This is a genomic window from Proteiniclasticum sp., from assembly GCF_003514505.1.
In the GTDB taxonomy this organism is placed as follows: domain Bacteria; phylum Bacillota; class Clostridia; order Clostridiales; family Clostridiaceae; genus Proteiniclasticum.
On the sequence record NZ_DOPX01000017.1, the window covers coordinates 1 to 23,345 of the forward strand.

The 23,345-nt window shown below is 36.8% G+C and carries 21 protein-coding genes; 1 reads left to right on the top strand and 20 read right to left on the bottom strand.

Annotation, left to right across the window (positions count from 1 at the left end; all coding sequences use genetic code 11):
• Positions 1-15 precede the first annotated feature (15 nt).
• The 17 genes from DEF30_RS05750 to DEF30_RS05830 all read right to left on the bottom strand — a co-directional run bounded on the left by DEF30_RS05750 (position 16) and on the right by DEF30_RS05830 (position 17,517).
• Positions 16-546 (bottom strand): GNAT family protein, encoded by a 531-nt coding sequence (locus tag DEF30_RS05750; protein ID WP_294097360.1) that lies wholly within the window; start codon positions 544-546, stop codon positions 16-18.
• Between the two features lie 3 nt (positions 547-549).
• Positions 550-1,689 (bottom strand): DegT/DnrJ/EryC1/StrS family aminotransferase, encoded by a 1,140-nt coding sequence (locus tag DEF30_RS05755; RefSeq protein WP_294097361.1) that lies wholly within the window; start codon positions 1,687-1,689, stop codon positions 550-552.
• A 28-nt stretch (positions 1,690-1,717) separates the two neighbouring features.
• Entirely contained in the window at positions 1,718-2,266 is a 549-nt protein-coding gene (gene rfbC, locus DEF30_RS05760) for a dTDP-4-dehydrorhamnose 3,5-epimerase (RefSeq protein ID WP_294097362.1), read from the bottom strand.
• Positions 2,267-2,283: 17 nt separating this feature from the next.
• Positions 2,284-3,168, bottom strand: a complete 885-nt coding sequence (gene rfbA, locus DEF30_RS05765) for a glucose-1-phosphate thymidylyltransferase RfbA (RefSeq protein ID WP_294097363.1) — start codon at positions 3,166-3,168, stop codon at positions 2,284-2,286.
• A 49-nt stretch (positions 3,169-3,217) separates the two neighbouring features.
• The gene (locus tag DEF30_RS05770) at positions 3,218-4,651 is read right to left on the bottom strand and encodes a lipopolysaccharide biosynthesis protein (RefSeq protein ID WP_294097364.1); all 1,434 of its coding nucleotides are present in this window, start codon (positions 4,649-4,651) and stop codon (positions 3,218-3,220) included.
• 58 nt (positions 4,652-4,709) lie between these two features.
• Positions 4,710-5,720, bottom strand: coding sequence for a hypothetical protein (locus DEF30_RS05775; RefSeq protein ID WP_294097365.1), 1,011 nt, complete (start codon positions 5,718-5,720; stop codon positions 4,710-4,712).
• Positions 5,721-5,724: 4 nt separating this feature from the next.
• The gene (locus DEF30_RS05780) at positions 5,725-6,264 is read right to left on the bottom strand and encodes an acyltransferase (RefSeq protein ID WP_294097366.1); all 540 of its coding nucleotides are present in this window, start codon (positions 6,262-6,264) and stop codon (positions 5,725-5,727) included.
• A gap of 43 nt (positions 6,265-6,307) precedes the next feature.
• Entirely contained in the window at positions 6,308-7,528 is a 1,221-nt protein-coding gene (locus DEF30_RS05785) for a hypothetical protein (RefSeq protein ID WP_294097367.1), read from the bottom strand.
• Between the two features lie 90 nt (positions 7,529-7,618).
• Positions 7,619-8,728: a glycosyltransferase gene (locus DEF30_RS05790; protein ID WP_294097368.1), complete on the bottom strand. Its 1,110-nt coding sequence runs from the start codon at positions 8,726-8,728 to the stop codon at positions 7,619-7,621.
• Positions 8,729-8,777: 49 nt separating this feature from the next.
• Positions 8,778-9,905, bottom strand: a complete 1,128-nt coding sequence (locus DEF30_RS05795; protein ID WP_294097369.1) for a glycosyltransferase — start codon at positions 9,903-9,905, stop codon at positions 8,778-8,780.
• A gap of 4 nt (positions 9,906-9,909) precedes the next feature.
• Positions 9,910-10,899, bottom strand: coding sequence for an SDR family oxidoreductase (locus DEF30_RS05800; protein WP_294097370.1), 990 nt, complete (start codon positions 10,897-10,899; stop codon positions 9,910-9,912).
• Between the two features lie 18 nt (positions 10,900-10,917).
• A complete protein-coding gene (locus tag DEF30_RS05805; RefSeq protein WP_294097454.1) occupies positions 10,918-12,237 on the bottom strand; it encodes a nucleotide sugar dehydrogenase in 1,320 nt (439 codons plus the stop codon).
• A gap of 22 nt (positions 12,238-12,259) precedes the next feature.
• Complete coding sequence (locus DEF30_RS05810) at positions 12,260-13,411, bottom strand: glycosyltransferase family 4 protein (RefSeq protein ID WP_294097371.1); 1,152 nt, start codon at positions 13,409-13,411, stop codon at positions 12,260-12,262.
• Positions 13,412-13,620: 209 nt separating this feature from the next.
• Positions 13,621-14,238 (bottom strand): sugar transferase, encoded by a 618-nt coding sequence (locus DEF30_RS05815; RefSeq protein ID WP_294097372.1) that lies wholly within the window; start codon positions 14,236-14,238, stop codon positions 13,621-13,623.
• Positions 14,239-14,489: 251 nt separating this feature from the next.
• Complete coding sequence (locus DEF30_RS05820) at positions 14,490-14,882, bottom strand: prepilin-type N-terminal cleavage/methylation domain-containing protein (RefSeq protein WP_294097373.1); 393 nt, start codon at positions 14,880-14,882, stop codon at positions 14,490-14,492.
• Between the two features lie 50 nt (positions 14,883-14,932).
• On the bottom strand, positions 14,933-16,801 hold the full coding sequence (locus tag DEF30_RS05825; RefSeq protein ID WP_294097374.1) for a nucleoside-diphosphate sugar epimerase/dehydratase: 1,869 nt from the start codon (positions 16,799-16,801) through the stop codon (positions 14,933-14,935).
• Positions 16,802-16,830: 29 nt separating this feature from the next.
• Complete coding sequence (locus DEF30_RS05830) at positions 16,831-17,517, bottom strand: Wzz/FepE/Etk N-terminal domain-containing protein (protein ID WP_294097375.1); 687 nt, start codon at positions 17,515-17,517, stop codon at positions 16,831-16,833.
• Between the two features lie 453 nt (positions 17,518-17,970).
• On the opposite strand from DEF30_RS05830, the gene DEF30_RS05835 reads away from it, so the two are divergent.
• Entirely contained in the window at positions 17,971-18,972 is a 1,002-nt protein-coding gene (locus tag DEF30_RS05835; RefSeq protein WP_294097376.1) for a glycosyltransferase family 2 protein, read from the top strand.
• A gap of 149 nt (positions 18,973-19,121) precedes the next feature.
• On the opposite strand, the gene murJ is transcribed toward DEF30_RS05835, so the two are convergent.
• The 3 genes from murJ to DEF30_RS05850 all read right to left on the bottom strand — a co-directional run bounded on the left by murJ (position 19,122) and on the right by DEF30_RS05850 (position 23,261).
• Positions 19,122-20,654 carry a murein biosynthesis integral membrane protein MurJ gene (murJ, locus tag DEF30_RS05840; protein WP_294097377.1) on the bottom strand — a complete coding sequence of 511 codons (1,533 nt, stop codon included), beginning with the start codon at positions 20,652-20,654 and terminating at the stop codon, positions 19,122-19,124.
• A gap of 237 nt (positions 20,655-20,891) precedes the next feature.
• Positions 20,892-22,004 (bottom strand): UDP-N-acetylglucosamine 2-epimerase (non-hydrolyzing), encoded by a 1,113-nt coding sequence (gene wecB, locus DEF30_RS05845; protein WP_294097378.1) that lies wholly within the window; start codon positions 22,002-22,004, stop codon positions 20,892-20,894.
• Positions 22,005-22,034: 30 nt separating this feature from the next.
• Positions 22,035-23,261, bottom strand: coding sequence for a nucleotide sugar dehydrogenase (locus DEF30_RS05850; protein ID WP_294097379.1), 1,227 nt, complete (start codon positions 23,259-23,261; stop codon positions 22,035-22,037).
• Positions 23,262-23,345: the final 84 nt, after the last annotated feature.

A 23,345-nucleotide genomic window follows, 5' to 3' on the forward strand; every position in this document is an offset into this window, starting at 1 on the left:
TTAACTTATACATTTTCAACCTTTCATCTCCATCCATTTATGACGTAGTATTGACATTAACAGAACATCATAATATTTGTTACCGTATTTGTAGTCTTGTCTCAGCACGCCCTCTTGTTCAAAACCAGCATTTGCATAACTTTTTATTCCACTGAGATTATCTACAAATACACTTAAATATACTCTGTTGAGATTTAACTCCGTAAAAGCGTGATCTAAAATTAACTTTGTCGCAGTTTTACCGAATCCTTTTCCACGCGCCTCTTCTTCTCCTATAAATATCCCAAATTCACCTTTGTCATTTTTTTTATCAATATTTTTAATAAAAACCGTACCTATATCCATTGAAGGCTCTATTATTTCTATAATAAATTGCGAACACAATCCTTTCATAACATAATTATTAAACCACTTAATATGATCTTCATGAGTAATGTCATCACGTGTAAAAAGATTTTGCTTAACACTATCTGTGTTTCGCCATTTAACAATATTATTTGTATCGTTCAGTGATATAGGTCTTAATCTAATATTCTTTTCTCTCATAAATCATGCCTTTTTAAATACAAAATCAATTACTTTGCCGATTATAAACTGGACGTCTTCATACGATAACTGCATATGCATTGGTAAAGAAAGCACATGATCACTTATATATTCTGCGTGAGGACAAGTTCCTTTAGCATATTTGTACATTCTGTATTGCGTATTATCAGTATAATGTACTCCTGGATATATTTCAGATTCATTCAAAGCTTGCATTAATCCATCTCTATCATCTACAATGATTTGAAATAAGTGTCTTGATGCTTCTGTACCTTCAGGTACTTCAACTAATTTTATCTCATTACTATATGATGAAAATCCTTTTGTATACCAATCTGCGATTTGTCTACGATATGAATTATCTTTATCAAGATGCTTCAGCTGAACAATACCTATTGCTGCCATTATTGAATTCCCGTGGTACTTTTGACCGACATATTCTACATCATATTTCCACTTATAATTACCTGTGGAATTTGTTCTAGCATAAGTATCTTTATTAATTCCAAGCCATGTTTTCTTTCTTACTATTTCGTCCAACTCGTTTTCTTTGAAACAAATCATCCCGCTATCTGCTGTTGGTAAATTCTTCACTGCCTGGAATGAATAAATAACAACATCTGCTTCTTTACCAGGAACTACTCCCTTAACTCTTGTACCAGCCATATGAGCTGCGTCCAATATTAATTTCAAATCATACTTCTTGCACAAACTTACGATTTCTTCATATTTTCCAGGATTTCCTCCCATCCCAACATATAATATTGCTCTTGTCTTAGATGTAATCTTTTTTTCTACATCATTCGGATCTAAACACAATGTATCATCCACATCTGCAAATACAGCTTTAAGATTTGCAAGTAAAATAGCGTGATTAGATGAAACAAATGTTAATGGAGTGGTAATCACCTCATCATCGTCAGACCAGCCATATTTTTCCTTAAATATTTCAAAAGCAATATTCAAACCAGAAGTAGCTGAATTTAAAAAATGAGCATTTTGCATTCCAGTATACTTCTTCCAATCTTCTTCGAACTGAACAGTCTTAAACCCCATCCCTGTCCAACCTTTTTCTAAACACTCTCTAATTTCCTCTAAACACCCATCAACGTCAAAAGTAGGTACAAATAATTGAATTGCCATATTATTACTCCTTTCAAATTTTAGTCTATTATACAAAACTCGGCTTTATATCTTTCAAATATGGTGCATTTTTATCTTTTTCAGATAAAATTGGAGTTTCAACACCCCAGTTTACTGAAATATCCGGATCATCAAATCGAATAGTCTTATCATATTCTGGCGCGTAATATTCATCTACTTTGTACTGAACTTCTACGTTCTCACAGAGAGTTACAAATCCATGAGCAAATCCCTTGGGTATCAGTAATTGCTTTTTGTTCTCACTAGACAGTTCGACCCCTACCCATTTACCATATGTTACAGAACTTGCTCTTAAGTCTACCGCTACGTCAAATATTCTTCCTTTTGTGCATCTTACAAGCTTTGTTTGTGCTTTCGGTTTTTCCTGATAGTGTAGTCCCCGTAGAGTCCCTTTTTTTGCTGACATTGAATGATTATCTTGTACAAAATTCATATTAAGCCCATTCTTTATATATTCTTTTTCAGAATAAGTTTCTGTAAACCATCCGCGATGATCCCCATGGACTTCTGGTTCAATAATTATAACACCATCAATCGTTGTCTTAGTTAATTTCACTTTTTCACCGCCTTGAATTAATATTTTATTCTTCCTTCTGCAACCTTTTTAAGATGCTCACCGTACGGAGATTTTCCGTATTTTTCTGCTGATAGTAAAAGAACTTCTTTGTTTATCCAATTGTTATGGTACGCAATTTCTTCAAGTGCAGAAATTTTAACGCTCTGTCTTTTTTCAATCATTTGGACAAACTCAGCAGCTTCAACTAAACTATCCATTGTCCCAGTATCAAGCCAGGCAAAACCTCTACCCAAAAGTTTGACTTTTAATGTCTCATCTTCTAAATACATTCTATTTAAATCGGTAATTTCTAATTCCCCTCTATGTGACGGCTTCACTTTTTTAGCATATTCAACAACTCTATTATCGTAGAAGTATAACCCTGTAATACAATAGTTTGACTTTGGTGTTTTGGGTTTCTCTTCAACTGAGATTACTTTTCCAGAATCATCAAACTCTACAATACCAAATCTTTCTGGGTCGTCAACATAATATCCAAATATTGTTGCATTCCCCTTATCTGCATTTTCAACAGCCTCTTTTAAAACAGAAGTTAAGCCATTACCGTAATAAATATTATCTCCTAAAATCATAGCCACATTATCATCGCCTATAAAATCCTCACCAATTATAAATGCTTGCGCTAGACCATCTGGTGAAGGTTGCTCGGCGTAAGATAACTCTATCCCGAATTCATGGCCATCACCTAACAAACGCTTAAAATTAGACAAATCTTGCGGTGTAGATATTATTAGAATTTCTTTTATTCCCGCAAGCATTAAAATCGACAACGGATAGTAGATCATTGGTTTATCATATACAGGCAGTAACTGTTTACTTGTTACCATTGTTAATGGATACAATCGCGTCCCAGATCCTCCAGCTAAAACTATTCCTTTCATTGATTAACCTCCTTCTATAGATCTAAAAAATGAGATGATTTTAAGCATATTAACTTGATTGTTTTATTGTTTTAATCATTTCAATTAATTGACTATATTCTTTTAATTTAAATATCCTAGACATAATGATATAACTTAGAATGCCAACTACAACTTGAGTTATTAGTTGATAAAGAGCACTATCAATGGCAAATGAAATCAAATAAACGATTGCTCCCATCAGTAACGCTATCCCTAAAGATGGTATAATATCAAGTAAAATCTCTTTTATAGTATAATTAAATAATGCTCTATTTGGTTTAAAGGTAAGGAATATACCTAACAAATCCGCAAACAAAGTACTTAAAGCAACTGCATAAACACCTAATTTTAATGCTATTGGTAATGACAATATTATAAATAAAATTTTCCCCAATATGATTTTTAAATAAATATCACTTCGACCGACTGAGTTTATTGCTTGACCATTAGATGACATTAGGGATGATAAAGCATAAGACGCAGAAAATATTTGAACAAATGGAACTGCGGGTAACCATTTATCTGTAAGTAATAATTTAATCATAGGTTCAGCCACTACCGCCATCCCTACCATTATAGGGAAAACAATATACGAAATGGATCCTATAGATATCCTAAGCATAGTCTTCACTTTGAGATTGTCTTCTTGTTCTTTTGAATACATGGGTAGTAAGACTGTTTTAATTGTATCATTGATGTTTCTTACAAACATGCCTGGAAACTGCATACCTCTACTATAGTAACCTAACACTTCTGGAGTTGCTATTTTTCCCAAAAATATATATTGAACTTCTTTATAAATTGCATCTATCATATGTGCAAAAAAAATCTTCCATCCATAAGTAAATAATATTTTTATTCTTGAAATTGAAAAAGTCCTAACTGGTCTCCATTTAACAGTTAACCACATGATTATGCAAATTAAAATATTGTTTAACAATTGATACACTACTAAAGCCCATACTCCAAATCCATTTATAGCTAATATTATGCCAGCGAAACCTGATAGGGTAACAGCTACAAAGTAAGAATAAAAAGACTTCTTAAACTCCAACCTTTTAGATATATAGGCATATTGTACTGAGTTAACTGCACTAAAAAACAATGTTAATGAAGATACACGTAAAACATTTGTCAATAATGGTTGTTTATAAAAGTCAGCTATAACCTCAGAAGATAAATATATAATTATATAAAGCACAAAGGCCATTAATAAATTTATATAGAGTACTGAAGAAAAATCCTCATTAGTTGCATCTTTTCTTTGAATTAAGGCAGAATTAAAACCAGCTTGAACAAATACAGATGCAAAGGATATTAATATCATCACGATTGCAACGATACCATAATCTTCTGGCATTAATAATCGTGCTAATACAATTTGTACAACAAATTGAACTAATTGTGTAGAAATGCGTTCAAGCATTTTCCATATAAATGAAAAAAGTGTGTTACGACCCATTTATCAAACCTCGTATTTCATCATTATTCATAACTATTTCTCCTCGTGATAATTTTTATCAAAGTTGTTTCTTTGCAAAAGCTGTTTTTATCCTCTCATATAACTTGACAGGAGAAAACAATTCAGTGAGTTCGTTATTGTAATTAGGCATTATGTCAGAGTTCAAGAAACTAAAATCTAAATGTTCAATATCTTTGTCAATTATTAGTATGTTTTTCTCATCATAAAAGCTTTCTTTTCTAATGTTTTTATTGTTTGTTATCAGCTTTTTATTGTAAAGTATTGCTTCTTGAGTACGCAAAGTAAAAGTAGAAGCTCCCTCTTGCATCACTTCAAGAATACATTTTGATTTAATCATAATATTTAAAGCTTCTCTGTAGGGAATAGTCTTATTGTAAATGATTCTTTTTTCATCCAATTTATTATGATCTTCAACACCTGTTATATAAAAAAGACATTTAAACCCTTGGTCAGTTAATTTTCTATAAATACTATGAATCAATCCTAATCTCTCTTTAGCATGACCTATAAAAAAAACGTCTAAGTCAATTTTGTTATTTGAATCATCATCTAAAATTTTCGAGTACATGTAAGAATGTAAAAATAAACTGTGCTTAATAGCATCTTGGTGATCATAAGTTATTACTAAATCAAACTCACTTTTCAATTTATTGAAATATCCATTTTTGTAGGCGCAGCTCTTATTAACAATGTTAGTAAAAATGAATACCAATTTACAATTCTTATACTTTGACTTAAGGTATCTATGATACCCATCATCGTACGATAGCTTATTCCAATCATAGAACAAAAAAACGCTATCATCCTGAATAATTCCAGTAAATTTATGAAAAAATCCATACCAAATATTTTTTAATGGTAGTTGAAAAAATCGATTCATTCGTTCAGAAAAATGGATCTTACATAATATTCTCAAAAAATTTGATTTGATAAGTTGAACATGATCATTAACGAATATCGCATTGCTCAAATTTTTTAAGTCATAATTTACCACTTCGCACCATTCTGTATCATTTCCATATACAATATAATCGTACTTTTTATCCATTCGATCACCTATCCTCAAACCATTCTGGATACTTCTTAATTAAAAATTTCTTTTTTTCATCATATGTGAAATTGAGTATATCCACTGAGTTTTCACATATCGACTTAATATATTCATCATATGACTTTATATATTTTGCAGGTACGCCGGCAACCACACTATTTGGACTTATGCTCTTGGTAACAATAGAACCGGCACCTACTACACAATTATCTCCGATTGTTACATTGGGAAGAATTATTGAATTTAAGCCTATAAATACATTGTTTCCTATATGAATTTTTCCGTAGACCGCTGCATTTGGCTTAAAAGATCTAGATACCCAAGCTCCACCGTCATGTGTTATAAATCTAACGCCATCTGTAATTTCAACGTGATTACCTATTGTTATTAGATAAGGTTCACTCCCAAAAGCTCTTCTGGGATTTACTAGTATTTTACAATTTTCACCAATTTTAGCCCCCAATTTCCGGCCATAAGCAATACGATTTGAAATATATTTCACGTCATAATAATAGTTCTTTAAGATGTTAAAAATGCTCATTTAATCAATCCCTACACGCTGTAATTTTGATATATTGATTAGTTTAATTGTTATTTGTCCTTTTTAAAAAAATTCCTGACATATACATCAATAGCAGAAAAGGAAACACCCCTATTCGCTGTCGGATAGCACCCGTTTCAAGACTTGTACTCAAAGCAAATATATGGAAAACTGTGGGAATGATATATATATAGAACTTCTTCATCATTAGCTTATTTCGAAGCAATTTATACAGAAATAGAATAAATAGAGGACTAAATATAATCATAAAAATTGAGTCCAACACAATTGGTGTATATACTGTTACATCATTTAACATGTTCCAAGGGAGTGGAGAAAACAAAAAGCTAAGTAAATAAACACCCATTGCAGCAATTGTATTAAATGAAAAATTAACATTTCGAATATACCTCATTGACATGGTATAGTACTGATTATCATTAAGAATGATGAAGCCTGCAAGCAACGCAATACTTACTACCATTAGCTTCTTAAACACTCTTTTCTTTTCTTCGTAACTGGAACTGTTATTCAAAATATAATCTAGTACAATTCCGGCTAAAATTCCAAATCCTGCATATATGCGAGTGGTTACCAATAAAGATATTACAAAAATTAAACTGACAATCAACATCTTGCTTTTCTTTTCTTTGTACTTATCATAAATATGTAAAGAAAGCACAGTTAACATCATGACCATTGAATCTTTCAAAATATGAGAAGTAAATATGAATAAATTCATGCTTACCGTCATTAAAAAAGCAATACTATTAGCTATTTTTATATTAAATCTCTTTGTTAAGTGTTCATGAAATAATATAACAGATATTGCAAACATTAAAATGTTTACTGCGAACAAAGAGTATAACGAACCAAATATTCTGTATGTTACAAAGGATAATAAATTATAACCAATGTGTACTGTCCCTGCAGCTCCTGCAATACTGTCAAAAGTTAATGTTTCTAAATCATTTATCCATATAAGTGTACTCACATAATACTTGCTATCAGGAAATAAATACGTCTCCATACCAAATATTTTATATGCATAGATGAACCTAAAGAGGATTGATAGAATCAAAAGCAACTTTATACCAATATTAGCTTTCCATTTCGATATAATCACTAGAGAAAATCCCGCAAAAAATAATATTGTCGCTAAATCATTCATGTTTTGAAGGATTAATAACCCTGTTAAAACTATGATTGGTATTAACCAAACTCCATTGATTATACAATTGAAATTTATTCTACGTTCGAACATACATTATCTCCTCATACTGCAAAGTTAATATCTAAAGCACTTTTTGTTATTTGTGTTACTATAGAAAATTTCTCACTCGAGGTCTTTTTTTTAAGTAGAAGGATTATGGAATTTCTCAAAATAATTCTCATATTCTCTTGTAATTTTGTCAGCATCAAAATCTAAAACTCTCTTAGAGGCATTATTGACTAGATTATAATCCTCGTTCATCAGCACATCTTCCATAGTATCTGCTAATTGAATATAGTTACCTACTTCAACTAGTCTTCCATTATATTTATCCGTAATAATTTCACTTGGTCCGGATTTGCAGTTTGTAGCTATTACAGGTACTCCACTTGCCATAGCTTCTACAATTACATGTCCAAAGCCTTCGTATTTAGAAGACAATACGAATAAGTTAGAATTATACATGTACTTATATGGGTTTTCAACAAATCCGATCATTTGTACACTGTCTTTCAAATTCAAGCTTTCAACTAGACTCTCTAGACTAGTCATCAATTCTCCTTCGCCAGCAATGAGCAATTTCGCGTCATGTCTACTCCTGAAAATTTCAAATGCCTTTAGCAGCGTTGGATAATCCTTAGCTTCTACTAATCTCCCGACTGATAGAATAGTGAATTCATTTCTTCTTATATCTATCTCATATAAATCTTCTTGTGACATCTCATTAATCTGCTTATAATCAACTGGATTATAGATTACTGTAATCTTGTTTGATTCAACTCCAAACCAATTAACTAAATCCTCTTTAACGCCTTTAGATAAAGCAATAATCCCATCTGCCACAATGTTATAGCAATACTTAGTTGCCATTCTGTTAAATGAAGATACTTTTTTAGATTCAGATCTATATGATGCTTCTCTAACAATTAATGAAAATCTTTTGCTGAAAAAAGATAGTTTTACTAGTGATAACAATAAATTATTACTATTGATAGTTGTAAAAACAATATCGGGTTGTTCGTTCTTTATCATTCGTCTCAGTCCAACAAATGAATACCTAGCCCTATTAGTTTTTAAATCAATCACTTTAATATCATTGCTTAAGAAGTCTTTATAGGCATTATTGCTTAAGTCTCCAATTACTAATGTTATTAAGAACTTATTCTTATCAATTTTATTCAATAAATTTATTATCGTTCTTTCAGCTCCACCGCCACCTAATGACTGCATGAAGAACATTAATTTTATCATTTACTTTCCCCCTTTACAGACAGAAAATTATCAAACTAAGTTATTACTCTCACCTGCTTATACGAAATGTCTCTGTATAATTACTTTCAAACAATTGAGCAATATTAATAATGTCATAATTTTCAACAACCCTTTTTCGAGCCTTCCTACCAATTCTTTGGAGATTGCTATTATCCATTTTTATGTAGTAACTAAGAGCATTTGATAGTTCTTCAGAATTTTGACTTGGAACAATTTCACCACAATCACCAACAATAATTGCTGAATCCCCTACATCTGTAACAATGCAAGGTAACTGACAAGCCATCGCTTCTCCAATTGAATTTGAAAAACTTTCTCCTAAAGATGAAGAGACATAAATATCCGCTGCTGATAATAACTCTGGAATATTGTCTTGTCTACCAAGCAATAGTACATTCTCAACCAAATTATATCCTTCAATAAGCTTATTTAATGCAGTATTATTCCAATCTAGGTTTGTCCCAACCATTATCAACTTAAAATTAATGCTATTTTGTTTAAGAATACTCAAGGATTTTAATAAATTTTCATAATCCTTTTGCGGATCCCATCTACCAACAGTGATTAGTAACTTCTCACTATCATTAATATCAAAGCTTTTATGAAGTTTCTCTCTCGATAAATTATTAGGGGTGAATTCATTTAATTCAAAGCCGTTGGATAATACAACACTTCGATTTCCAGTGTACCCAATTTGATTATGAACATAATTAGCTTTGTTAGAATTATAAGTAATACAATCAACATATCTAGAAAGCATTGCATTAAGTTTTACAATTAATAGAGTAGTTTTTTTGTTTGCAGATTTATCTAAATTACTATGCCTAACATTCCAAATTAGTTTCTTTCTTAATAATACTTTAGAAACAAAAAAGCCTACTAAATCAGAGTGATATAGCCAAGAATTAACAATATCAGATTTTTCACATACTTTTCTTGCTTTATATAGAGCACCAATAATATTCCCTTTATTCAAATTAAGAACAGTTACTTTAATCCCCATTTTCTCAATTTTTTCTCCGTATATACCTTTATCCAGCAGACAAATCACTTCATTAGTATACTTTTTTGAATTTGAATATTTTAGTAGTTTGTAAAGCATACTCTCCGCTCCACCAGAGTTTAAGCTTGTTATGATATGTGTTACTTTTATCATAATTCTATATCTCCTGCTTTGAAAGATTTTCTTTATACCACTCAATAGCAGCCTCAATTCCTCTTTCAAAACTCCAACTAGGATCATACCCTAGCATCTCTTTAGCCTTACTAATATCAGCATTACTGTGTTTTATATCACCTTTCCTATTAGGTCCAAATATTGGTTCAATATTTTTTCCAAGAGCTTTACAAAGAGAGTAGTAAACATCAATTAGATATTCCCTTCCACCATAAGCGATATTGAATGCTTCTCCGGCAACTTTAGACGATGCCTTGCAAGCTTTTAGATTAGCCTCAATAACATTTTCGATATAAGTAAAATCTCTGCTTTGCTTTCCATCACCATTTATTGTTGGTTGTTCATCATTAAGCAGATGTTTGATAAACTTTGGAATTACTGCAGCATAAGCCCCATCTGGGTCTTGTCTTTTGCCAAACACATTGAAGTATCTTAATCCATAAGTATCTAATCCGTATAGTTTTGAATAAAGCTTCCCATATTCCTCATCAACCATTTTAGTCAAAGCATATGGTGATAATAGGCTTCCTTCTCTCCCCTCTTGTTTTGGGAGATTTGGCTCGTCCCCATATACAGATGAGCTGGAAGCATAGACAAATTTCTTAACTCCATTTTGTCTAGCTGCCTCCATCATGTTGAGTGTTCCTCTAATATTAATCTCTTCATAAAGCAAGGGCATCTCAATGCTTCTAGGAACACTTCCCCAAGCTGCTTGATTAAGAACGTAATCAACACCCTCACAAACCTTCATACACGTATCTATATCTCTTATATCTCCTTTGATAAAAGTATAATTAGGATTATCAATGAACAAGTCCACATTGGCTTCTTTACCATTAGAAAGATCATCCAGACATCTAACCTTATAACCTTTATCTAATAAAACCTCGCACAAGTTGGAGCCAATGAAACCAGCTCCACCTGTCACAAGAAATACACTATCTTTTTCAAATGTTATATTTTCATATCCCATGGCTTAAGCCACCTCTCATTACAATCTCCAGTATTTATATCCTGCTAATTCGTATTCTTTTCTATCTAAGATTCCTTTGATATCAAGTAATACTTTGCCCTCGTTAAATCCTTCTTTAAACATCTTATTGAAGTCATCGCGAGTAAATTTTAGGAACTGATCATGTCCCACAGCTACAACAATTGCATCCATATCTTTAACTTCTTCTATTGAATCAAAGTCAATTCCATACTCATGTTTTGCTTCCTCAGAATCAGCTTCTGGATCTGCAATCATAGGAGTCAATCCATATTCTTTTAGTTCATTTACGATGTCAATAACTCTTGTATTTCTAGTATCTGGACAGTTTTCTTTGAATGTAAATCCTAAGATTGCCACTTTTGCATCCTTAACTGGCACGTCTGCTTTAATGAGGTTTTTAATTAAATTCTCAACCACATATTTGCCCATATCATCATTGATTCTTCTGCCAGATAGAATGATTTGTGAATGGTATCCTAATTGTTCAGCTTTGTATGTTAGGTAGTATGGATCTACGCCAATACAATGCCCTCCAACTAGTCCAGGGAAGAAGTTTAGAAAGTTCCACTTCGTTCCTGCGGCTTTAAGAACAGCTTTAGTGTCAATCCCCATCTTGTTAAAGATAATGGAAAGCTCATTCATAAACGCTATGTTAATATCTCTTTGCGAGTTCTCAATAACCTTTGCAGCTTCTGCTACTTTAATTGACTCCGCTCTGTGTACACCAGCATCAACCACAAGCTCGTATACTTTTGCAATAATATCAAGTGACTCTTCATCCATACCAGATACAACTTTTACGATTGTCTCAAGTCTATGTACTTTATCACCAGGATTGATTCTCTCAGGAGAGTATCCTACTTTGAAATCTTCGCCACATTTCATTCCTGATTCTTTCTCAAGAATTGGAATACAGATTTCTTCTGTAACACCTGGATAAACAGTCGATTCAAAAACAACAATTGAACCTTTAGTAAGATTTCTCCCAACTGTTCTACTTGCTGATTCTACCGGTTTAAGATCAGGTGTATGATCAGCATTTACAGGCGTAGGAACTGCAACAATATGAAATTTAGCTTCTTTAAGCTTATTCTCATCTGCTGTAAATTCTACAGTTGTATTTTTTATCACATCATCACCAACCTCTTTTGTCGGATCGATGCCTTTTTTATATAACTCCACCTTTTCTTTACTAATATCGAATCCAATAACCCCTGCCTTTTTAGCAAAAGCTACTGCAATTGGCATTCCAACATAACCAAGACCTACGAGGGAAATTTTTTCTTCTCCATTTTTGATTTTTTCGTATAAGTTCATTTTGACTACTCCTTTTCTCATCTTACAAATTTCTGTAAATTTCTTTCATCCTAGATTTAACAGCAAAACTTGAAAATTTATTAATATTCTTTTTGTTAAAATCACCAAATTTTTCTCTTGCTATAGAGTTTCTATAAAATCTTTCTATTTGCTCTACATAATCGCCAATACTGCTCGGGGGAATCAATGAACCACCCATGTTGTGTTCTATAAGATCTGAGTTGCCCCGTATATCAGAGCAAACTACTGGCAATCCACTCGCCATAGCTTCCATTAAAGCAACAGATAACCCTTCGCGATAAGATGGAAAAACAAATAAGTCTGAAGCATTGTAGATTTCAGAAATATCCTTTCTAAAACCAAGAAAATGCACTTGCTTTTCAATGCCCAAATCTTTAGCTAGTTCTTTTAGTTTATTTTCGAGTAATCCTTTCCCACAAATCAGATAATGTATGCTCTGATTATTTATCTTTGCTAAAGCTTTAATAACGACTTCATGGTTTTTGTTCTTGTTCAATTCACCAACAGACAAAACAACAAATACATCATTCTGCAAACCAATTTCACTTCTCTTTTCATCTTTATCTTTCTTAATCTCAGTAAATCTACCCATATCAATTCCTACACCTGGAACATATTCGATTTTTTGAGAATAAAATTCTTTCTTTGCTAGATGATAGTCTTCTTGGTTAATCGTAATTAAAGTATCTGTATATTTTGATAGTAGTTTCTCTATTGGGTAGTAAACTAACCAGTTTATTATAGGAGCTCCATTATAAAAATGAAAACCATGTGCAGTATATATAACTTTAGTTCCTGTTTTTCTAGCATTGTAGGCAGCAAGTCTTGTTAGCATTGCTGCAACTGGTGTGTGGCAATGAATTATTTCATATTTATTCTGCTCAATAATTTTTTTCAACTTAAAATAAGCTTTCAAGTTACTACCTCTAAAAGGACTCCTATTAAATTGAATCTCATGTACATATATTTTCTTTTCAATCAGTTCCCTTTTAAATTCTTCAGTTCGCTCTTGAGTCGTGTTATTGCCAAAACTAAAATTAGCAGCAACTTCTATGGAGTAATCTTCCAACAATATTTCAAGATCATTTGTGCAAAATTGGTCTATAGTAGATGCTACAGTTGTTACGATAAGAGCCTTCATACTTTTGTTCATTTTAAAACTCCATTCAAATTATTGTCGTCCAAGTTTAAATGTAGATATGGTTCAAGTTTTGATTATATTATTCTAGCGTTAATTTATACATTAACTTAATCTTATGAGTGAAAAACACTAATATTTTTCAAATATTGCAATTGCACTTACAAATCATATTACACTCTTCAGCAGTTAACATATGTCCTCTAGCAAGAAGGGAATGATAATCATTCTTTAGCATGTTTAGCTTTTTTCTTTCCAGTCCCACCTTCAACAACACCATCAGTCCTTAGTACACTTATTACCGTCCCAAAGAAGCATCTGATATCCATCAGAAGTCCAATTTTCTCTACATACTCTCCATCAAGTTTCGCCTTTACATCAATCTCAAGTTCATCCCTACCATTAATCTGCGCCCAGCCCGTAAGGCCAACCGGTACATCATTTGCACCGTACTTGTCCCTCTCTTCAATCAGATCATACTGATTCCAGAGAGCTGGACGAGGGCCTATGATACTCATTTCACCCTTGAAGATGTTGATGATTTGAGGTAGCTCATCAAGAGAAGTCTTCCGTAGAAACTTCCCTACCTTTGTAATCCACTGATCCGGATTTTCTAGTAGATGTGTTGGGGTGTCCTTTGGCGTATCAATACGCATAGTCCTAAACTTCAATATATGAAAATGACTCTTATGGATTCCGACTCTCTTCTGTTTAAAGAGAACAGGTCCAGGGGAGTCAAGCTTGATTGCTATAATGAGTACTAAAAAAACAGGAGATAAAATGATAAGTCCAAGTGTAGAAAGTATGATATCTATTAGTCTTTTGATTTTTAAGTAAACCATGTTTAATTCCTCCTGCTCTATGTAAATGTATGTTGGCGGTGTGTAGAACACCTTGTTTTCTTGATCTATATATTGTATGTGATTCTTAATTTAGCACTATATCTTGCATAAATGTGTGCTTTGATTGGATGCTTAGACGTGTAATGCTTCTGTAACATTCACCCTTATACACCAACCTCTTAAACCCTTGATATTACTGCCTTACAGCCTCTTTATCCTTTCACCATACTCACGTCGTTCGATAAATCCAATCACTTCAGCAAATATGGAACATCATCTTCGTCTTCATCTATGTCATGAACACTACAAAGCAAATTTTGAAATGCAATACTTATTGTACCATGACTAGGGCAGATATTTTCTCCCTCTTCCAGTATAAATCCTGCTAAAAGTGTTTCGTTGTGCTCTTCTCCAGTTGCTACAAGATGACTCTCATATTTTTTGATAAGCTGTGTCCGATTATACTGACAAACACGTTCTCTTGCATTTGCCAAGATATCAGTCCCCTTAAGAGAAGCCAAGGCAAGAAGAATCGCAAGGAGCCCCATGACCGCAAGGAGCTCAAGGAGCGTAAATCCCTTTTCACTCCTTGAGCGCTTATTCCTGGATTTTCCTAGTTTCTTCATCAGATACTTCTTCTTCACAAAACCACTCCTGTAATCAAAGGCGAGCATACTCTATGATGAAAATGAGTTTACCTCAAATCCGGTGTGTAGGTCTTTACGATGGAACCCACAAGCTCCTTCACCATCTTAGAAGACACTTCCTCATCATGAATTTTCTCCTTCAGCATCATCAAAGTTTCCTTCAGAGTCTCCTTATCAAACCCATTGGGTCTTCCAATATAGATGAGCTCATTGGGTGTCTTTTCGAGACCTTCCTCCGCCATGAGAAGCTCTTCATAAAGCTTCTCCCCGGGACGAAGCCCCGTCACTTTAATCTCAATGTCCTCATGGGGCTCATACCCGGAAAGGCGAATGAGATTTTCCGCCAGATCATAGATCCTCACAGGATCTCCCATATCCAGCACAAAGATTTCTCCTCCCTGGGCGTAAGAACCAGCCTGTAAAACCAGCTGCACCGCTTCCGGAATGGTCATGAAGTATCTCACAATATCCTTATGGGTTAAGGTCACAGGACCACCATTCTTGATCTGCTCCTTAAATAGAGGAATCACAGAACCATTGGATCCTAATACATTTCCAAACCGCACCGCCACAAACTCTGTTTTTTCTGCATCCGCATCCAGGGTCTGAACAATCATCTCACAGAGCCTCTTGGAAGCTCCCATAATGTTCGTAGGGTTCACAGCCTTATCTGTAGAAATAAGAATGAACTTCTCTGTGCCAAAGTTTCTGGCAGCTAGTGCCACATTCAGCGTACCAAAGACATTATTTTTGATGGCTTCCTCGGGGCTGGTCTCCATGAGAGGCACATGCTTATGAGCCGCTGCATGGAACACCGTCTCCGGCTTCTCTGCTTTAAAAATCCTGTCGATCTTCTTCTGATCCCTAACAGACGCTATGAGCGTCAGAAGGTGCATCTCCGGATACTTTCTCTTCAGCTCATTTTCAATGGCATAAGCGTTGTTCTCATAGATGTCCAGGATGATGAGCTTCTTCGGCTGAAGAGCTGCAATCTGTCTGCAGAGTTCGCTGCCGATGGAACCTCCTCCCCCTGTTACCAACACAGTCTTTCCTCTAATGTACTCAGAGATCTTATCATTATTGAGCTTGATCTCTTTTCTCCCCAGAAGATCAGAAATCTCCACATCACGGATGGAGGAAATGTTGATCCCTTTATCCACCATCTCATAAATACCAGGCAGAGTCTTCAGCCTGGCCTTAGTGGTCTTCGCAATGTCCAGCACCCGTCTTCGGTCCTCATGGGAAAGACTCGGAATGGCAAAAAGGATCTCATCTACCTCTAACTCTTCCACAAGAGCCGGGATCTCCTTGGCCTTCCCAAGAACCTTATACCCTGCAATCCTTGACCCTTGCTTGAACTCCGAATCATCCACCAGGCCCACTACTTCCATGAGAAGCTCCCGATGGTTTCTGATTTCCTTGATGATCATGGCAGCCGCCTGACCCGCGCCAATGATGAGAACTTTCTTCAGACCCGAATGCACACCACCTTTTCTAGGAAGTTTCTCCAAGAGAAGCCTTCTGTAGATTCTAAAGTACATTCTCACCGCCAAGGTCCCCGTGAGAGCCATGATGGACCCCATAATGATGACGGAGATGGAAATGAGACCATTAAAAAGAAGGATGCTCAGAAGATTTACCGTAAGCCCGGAAATGACATTGGCCATGACCACATTCCGGTAGTCATAATACCCCGCCACGGTCCAGAGACTCTGATAGAGGCCAAAGGCATAGAATATGAGAACATATGAAAGTGGAATCACTATCCCATAAAATGAAAAGGTGCCCTGATCAATCAGAGGCACGCGAAATTCATGAAGCAGCATATTAGCCATGACAAAGGATAAGAAGATGAGAAGAACATCCGCCATGAGGATGAAGATTCTCTTATATTTTCTATACTTAAGTAGCATCATTATCGTTTCATCTCCATCACTAGTCTAGATTACGCCTGCATATCCTCAGAGAAAGGAATGGCTGCAAGAAGAGGAAGGTTCAGTTCATTTGTAATAAAGTCCGGATCCTTCACGGTCTTATCCATGAATTCCATGAGGAACACTAAGAATACGGAAAGCATCAGGCCCAGCACAAAACCAATGGCCAGGTTCATCTGAAGATTCGGGGACGAAGGCCCCCCAGGCACATTGGCAGGATCGAGGATCTGCACAATGTCAGTGCCTCTTAGTTCTCTCGACACCACCTTCAGGCTTCTTGCCATCTGGTTGGCCACTTTATACGCCAGCTCTCTGTCTGTAGAAGTGACGCTTAGATTCAGAAACTGTGTGTTTCCTTTTGGGGATGTACTGATCATTCCTTGGAACTGCCCTACGGTGAGATTCAGATCCAGGTTCTTAATGACATCCTCAGAAACAGTTCTGGACTTGGCAATTTCCGCATAGGTGTCCACCAACTTCTGGTACATATTGATGTCATTGATGGTTTCTGAAACAGAATTTCCGTCTCTCTCATCACTGATAAATACAGAAACGGTGCTTTTATACTCCGGCTCGATGAAGAAAAAAGTGACAATGCCTGCCAGCATGGTGACAAGGACCGTTAACACAATAATGAGTCCCATCTTCTTTCTAATCATCTGCCACAATTTACTCAGATCTATGGTTTCTTCATTCATAAACTACAATAACTCCTCTACTTACTAAATATAAAAAATCAAATACTTTACTCGAATATTAATTATAGCATAAATTATCTGGGTATAGATTTTTTTCAGATTACATACTTCGCGCGATATATACCGAAACTTTAATTGTTACTTTATTGTAACCTCATTCATCCGTATATGACACGAGTAACAAGCTGAACTCTTTGTATATTTTAATTTTCTTTAATAAAATCATAATAATTTGTTTCGAATGTAAAAAAGCAAAATGTGAAATTACATAAATTTGACATGAAGTTTATTGGTACCAACAGAAGGTGATAATCCCTAAAGATACTTACCATAAGAATTTATAAATCTCTCTACATAGATTTCGCTTTTTTTGAGCCTACTACTCAATCTGTTGAGACCATGGTAGAATTAGACTAAATACAAAGTCCCTATTAAAACAGAAAGGAAAGCAGCATGGAGAACATTCTCATAAGTATCATCGTTCCCGTATATAATACAAAGAAGTATCTCAAAAAATGTGTTGAAAGCATTAAAGCACAGACCCACAAAAACCTGGAAATCATCCTGGTGGATGACGGATCCACGGATGGAAGCGGTAATCTTTGCGATGCCCTTCAGAAAGAAGACCCAAGAATCAACGTCTTTCACACAGAAAACAAGGGCCAGGCAGCCGCTAGAAATCTTGGCATCAAAGCCTCCAAAGGCACCTATCTAGGTTTTGTGGACAGTGATGACTATATCAAAGAAGATATGTATGAAATAATGCTGAAAGAAGCAGAAAAGCACCAGGCAGAAATCACCCAGACAGGATACATCCTTGTAAATGAATCTGGAGAGACAATACGTGAAGTGACGCAGGAATTCGAGCTCCTTCAAGACTTCAATGATAAAGTAGAGCACTACCTCCTTACTAAAAGTATCGCCGCCAGTGTATGTGAAAAACTCTTTCACCATAGCCTGAAAAATGATCTTCTCATGGAAGAAGGATACTACTACGAAGACGGCATGGTAATCTTAAAACTACTAAAATACGCAAAGAGAATCCTTCTCTTGCCAGAAGCAAGCTACTTCTATGTCCAGTCCAGCACTAGTACTCTGAGAGGCCCCTACAAGAAGAAGCACATCATCAGCAACCTCTATGAGCCTAGATACTACTCTAATTTTCTTCAAGAAAATGCGCCTGAGCTTCTTTATATGGCAAATAAGCTCTACTGCAGCCGTTCCATGCAGGGCTACCGTTACCTACAAAACCTTCCTGAACTCACTAAATCAGAACGGAATGCTTTTGAGAAAGACTTCCTGAAGATCTTCAGCGAAAACTATGAAGCGCTTCGAAAGAGTAAAGGCTATGAAGCAGTCTCTAGAAGACATAGGCTTTCCATGAAGCTTTTCAGCTTCAGTCCGGCACTCTATGTCTTTGTCTTCAATAAACTCATCAAACGCTACGATCTCTAAAAAGAAGAATCCCCAAAGAACCAAGGAAAGTCACCTTCGTTCTTTGGGGATTTTAAAATTATGTATCGTATTTCATTAAGTTCATCCTGCTGGATATATGCTTTTCTATCAGCTGAGTAAGGCAGTCTCACTCACCTTAAGACCACTCTTTACCCCTTCTTCTTCCTTAGTCCTTGAATCTTCTCCTTAAATAACTTTAGAATTCCCATGACCTCCGGTACCTTCAGAAGGATCACAAGGACCAGATAGACTGCACCAGAGACGAGAATCGAAAGGATCAGCGCTTTGCTGCTGCCAATAGAGACAAGAAGACTTTCAAAGACAACGTAGGCCACGAGTCCCATGAGAAGAGAAGCTAAAAGTACTTTGAAAAGCTTCTGGAAGGTTTCTCTAAACCCAAAGTTTCTCACCTTTCTCCGCAAGCTGATGATGAGCAGCAGCGTCGTGATCATGGCCGAAAGACTGGTGGCCAAGGCCAATCCTCCAATGCCCATGAATCTTGACAAAATCAGATTCAGAATGATATTCAGCACAACACCGATGATGGCATTGACCGTTGGAGTCTTCGTATCCTTATAGGAGTAAAATATCCTCGAGAATACATCCCGCAGGGCAATGGCCAGCATCCCTAAAGCATAATAAAACAGTGCTTGTGAAGTCATGGCTGCGGCACTGGAATCAAACTCTCCTCTCATGAAGAGAAACTCAATGATGGGCCGAGCAAGGACCATGGCTCCTACAGAAGCAGGAATGACCAGAAGGCTGATGTAAAGAATAGCGTCGTTCATCATGGATTTTAAACCCGATTCATCCCCATCGATGACTTTTTTAGCAATTCTTGGATAAACCACTGTAATGATGGGTGACACAAAAAGACCATTGATGAACACATTGAGTCGATAGGCATAGTTCAGCGCGGAAATGCCCCCTAAAGCCACATTGGAAGCAATGTTCTTATCCACCAGAACATTCAGCTGATTTACTGAAGTACCGATGATGATGGGTATGGATAAAAGAAGCATCTCTCTTAAGTATGGATCTTTAAAGTCCAAAACCAGCTTATATTTGAACCGGTACTTCAGAACCGATGGAATGATGAAAAGCAGCTGTATGACAACTGAAGCTAAAATACCATAGGCTAGAATCTCAATGCCGGCGAGATCCGAAAGATAGATGGAAAAGATCAGCACAAGATTCATGGGCAGGCTGATGAGTGCAGGAATAACAAAATTATCTTTCAGCTGAAGATAGGCATTCAGAATGTAGATGAGCCCAGAAAAGGCGATACCGAATATACTGATTCTTGTAAAGAGCACCGCAAGGTCCAGCGTCTCCCCCTTAAAACCTGATGCAAAAAGAAGAATCACCTGTGGCGTAAATACGAGAACCAGAAGGATGATCACAGAGGATAGGATCACCACCGTATTCATCACATTGGATGAAAACCGCTGCGCTTCCTGATCTCCTTTTTCCTTCTGGACTTTGCTGTATATGGGGATAAAAGTCGTCACAAGACCGGCCCCTATAAGCGCAAAGATGGTAGTAGGAATGGTCTGAGCCACTAGATACACATCACTGATTCTGGATGCCCCATAGAAGTAAGTCAGTACAATTTCTCTGCCAAACCCCAGAATCTTAATAAATACGGTGATGATCATGATAAACATTATATTTTTCTTCATCTCTATCTTAAAGCGCAGAAAATGCGCTGCTCCTCCTGTCCGATTCAGTCTGCTGCTTCTAAGCAAAAGAAGAAGCTCCACCTTTTAAGCTTAAGGTTTCCGCTTCTGCTTCATATCCATAAAACTTCATTTCAATGCTTTAGCAGCCTTGCTCATTAAAATTAAAACCATGTTAAAAACGATTAACGTTACACTCTATCTATTTCCAAGCCACTACCCCTGCTTTTGCAAGATTCGTTATGCTTGTCTGAACCTCTCCAGGATGATGTCCACAATCTTCTCACTGGCATGACCATCCCCATAGGGGTTCTTCGCTGTACTCATTTTCTCATATTCCTTCTGATTCTCCAAGAGTTCTGAAAGAATGCTGTAAATGGTCTCCTCTTCTGTTCCTGCCAGCTTCAAGGTACCTGCAGCAATGCCTTCTGGCCGCTCTGTGGTATCCCGAAGGACGATGACAGGTTTTCCTAAAGATGGCGCTTCTTCCTGAATGCCGCCACTGTCTGTGAGAATCAGGTAAGATCTGGCTAGGATGTTATGGAAATCCAGAACCTCCATGGGCGCTACCAGGCGTACCCGGTCATGGCTTCCAAAAACCTCATCCGCCACTTCCTGGACTTTGGGGTTAAGATGCACCGGATAAATCACCTTCACATCCTCATGCTCCTCCAGCACTCTTTTAATGGCACGGAACATCTGGCGCATGGGCTCTCCCAGATTTTCTCTTCTGTGGGCTGTGAGGGTGATGAGTTTTGAGCCCTCAGCCCAATGCAGGATCTCATGGCTGTAGTTCTCTCTTACAGTCGTCTTTAAGGCATCTATGGCTGTATTGCCAGTGACATAGATGTCCTTTTCTTTCTTCTGCTCCTTCAAGAGATTCTCCTTGCTCTTTTCAGTAGGCGCAAAATGAAGATCTGCAATGACGCCCACAAACTGGCGGTTGGCCTCCTCCGGAAACGGAGAATATTTATCAAAGGTCCGAAGCCCCGCTTCCACATGACCGATGGCCACTTGGTTGTAAAATGCCGCAAGGGCACCCGCAAAGGTAGTGGTGGTATCTCCGTGGACCAGCACAAGATCCGGCTGCACTTCCTTCATAACACCATCAAGGCCCTGAAGCACACGGCTGGTGATGTCTGTCAGCGTCTGGTTTTTCTGCATCACATCCAGATCATAATCCGGCACGATATCAAAGGCTGAAAGCACCTGGTCCAGCATCTGTCTGTGCTGGGCTGTGACGCAGACAATGGTCTCGATCTCTTCTCTTTTCTTCAGCTCCAACACCAAAGGGGCCATTTTGATGGTTTCTGGTCTTGTGCCGAAAATGGTCATGACTTTTAATTTCTTCATGGAGTTTTCCCTCCTTTTCTTAGCGGCATCTTACAGCTTTTCAGCATGAGCAAGGCCCGTAACATTTTTGGTATCAAACACCACAAGATTTTCAATTTCTTTCAGATGCTCTTTGATGTGGTTATGGGCTACCATGACAACCACCATCTCCAGTCCATTCAGAAATTCAGAGAAGTCCAGCACCTGCCCTTCTACAACGCTTTTTCGGATGAAAGGGTCATACACCTTGACGCCTTCATTGAGATTCTCCTTGAAGATCTCCAAAAGCTGCAAAGTGGGACTTTCTCTTAAATCATCCACATTCTCTTTGTAGGTGAGTCCATAGAGACCCACTTTCTGTAAGGAATCAATGCCTCTTTCCTTCATGATGGTGAGGATTCTCTTTCTCACAAACTCCGGCATGGAGTCATTGATGTCTCTTGCGTTATGGATGAGGCTGGTAAAATCAGGATAATCCCCCACCAAGAACCAAGGATCCACGGAGATGCAGTGTCCACCGACTCCAGGTCCAGGGCTTAAGATATTGACTCTTGGGTGCTTATTGGCAATGCGGATGATCTCATAGACATCCATGTTGTCGTGTCTGCACAACTGCGCCAATTCATTGGCAAAGGCGATGTTGATGTCTCTATAGGTGTTTTCCACCACCTTGGACATTTCAGCAGAACGGATGTCCGTTAAAACAATCTCTCCTTTACAGAAGCTCCCATAAAGGCTCTTTATTTTCTCTGCGATTTCTGTAGAATCCGCACCGATGGTCCTGGAGTTATGCTCCAGTTCATAGACCATATTTCCAGGAATGATTCTTTCCGGCGCATGCACCAGGTGAATATCCTCTCCTATGGTATAGCCTCTTTTCTCCACTTCCGGTCTTACAAACCGGTCCATGGTACCAGGTGAAACAGTAGACTCTAAAATAAGAATAGCTCCTTTTTCACAGACATCCAGCACACTGCTTACCGCAGATACCACATACTTTGGGTCAATCTTCTTGCTGGAACGGATAAAAGGTGTGGGTACAGAGATGATGTAGACATCTGCTTTTTGATACTCTGTGGAAAACTGGATGCCTTCTATCAACGCTTTTTCAAAAAGCGCTTCCATACCCTCTTCTTCAAAGGTCAGGTGTCCGGCCTTCAGGGTCTCCACCAGATCCTTATTATAATCGGTACCGATGACAGGTACGCCACTTTTTGCAAACATCAGCGCTGTGGGCAGTCCGATGTATCCTAATCCGATGACATTGATTGGTCTCATGATTTTAGTCTCCTCTTTGTAGCAGGAATCCTTTTGGCAAGGCCAAAGGATTCCTAGTCTTTCTTTATATTAATTAGCAATGTG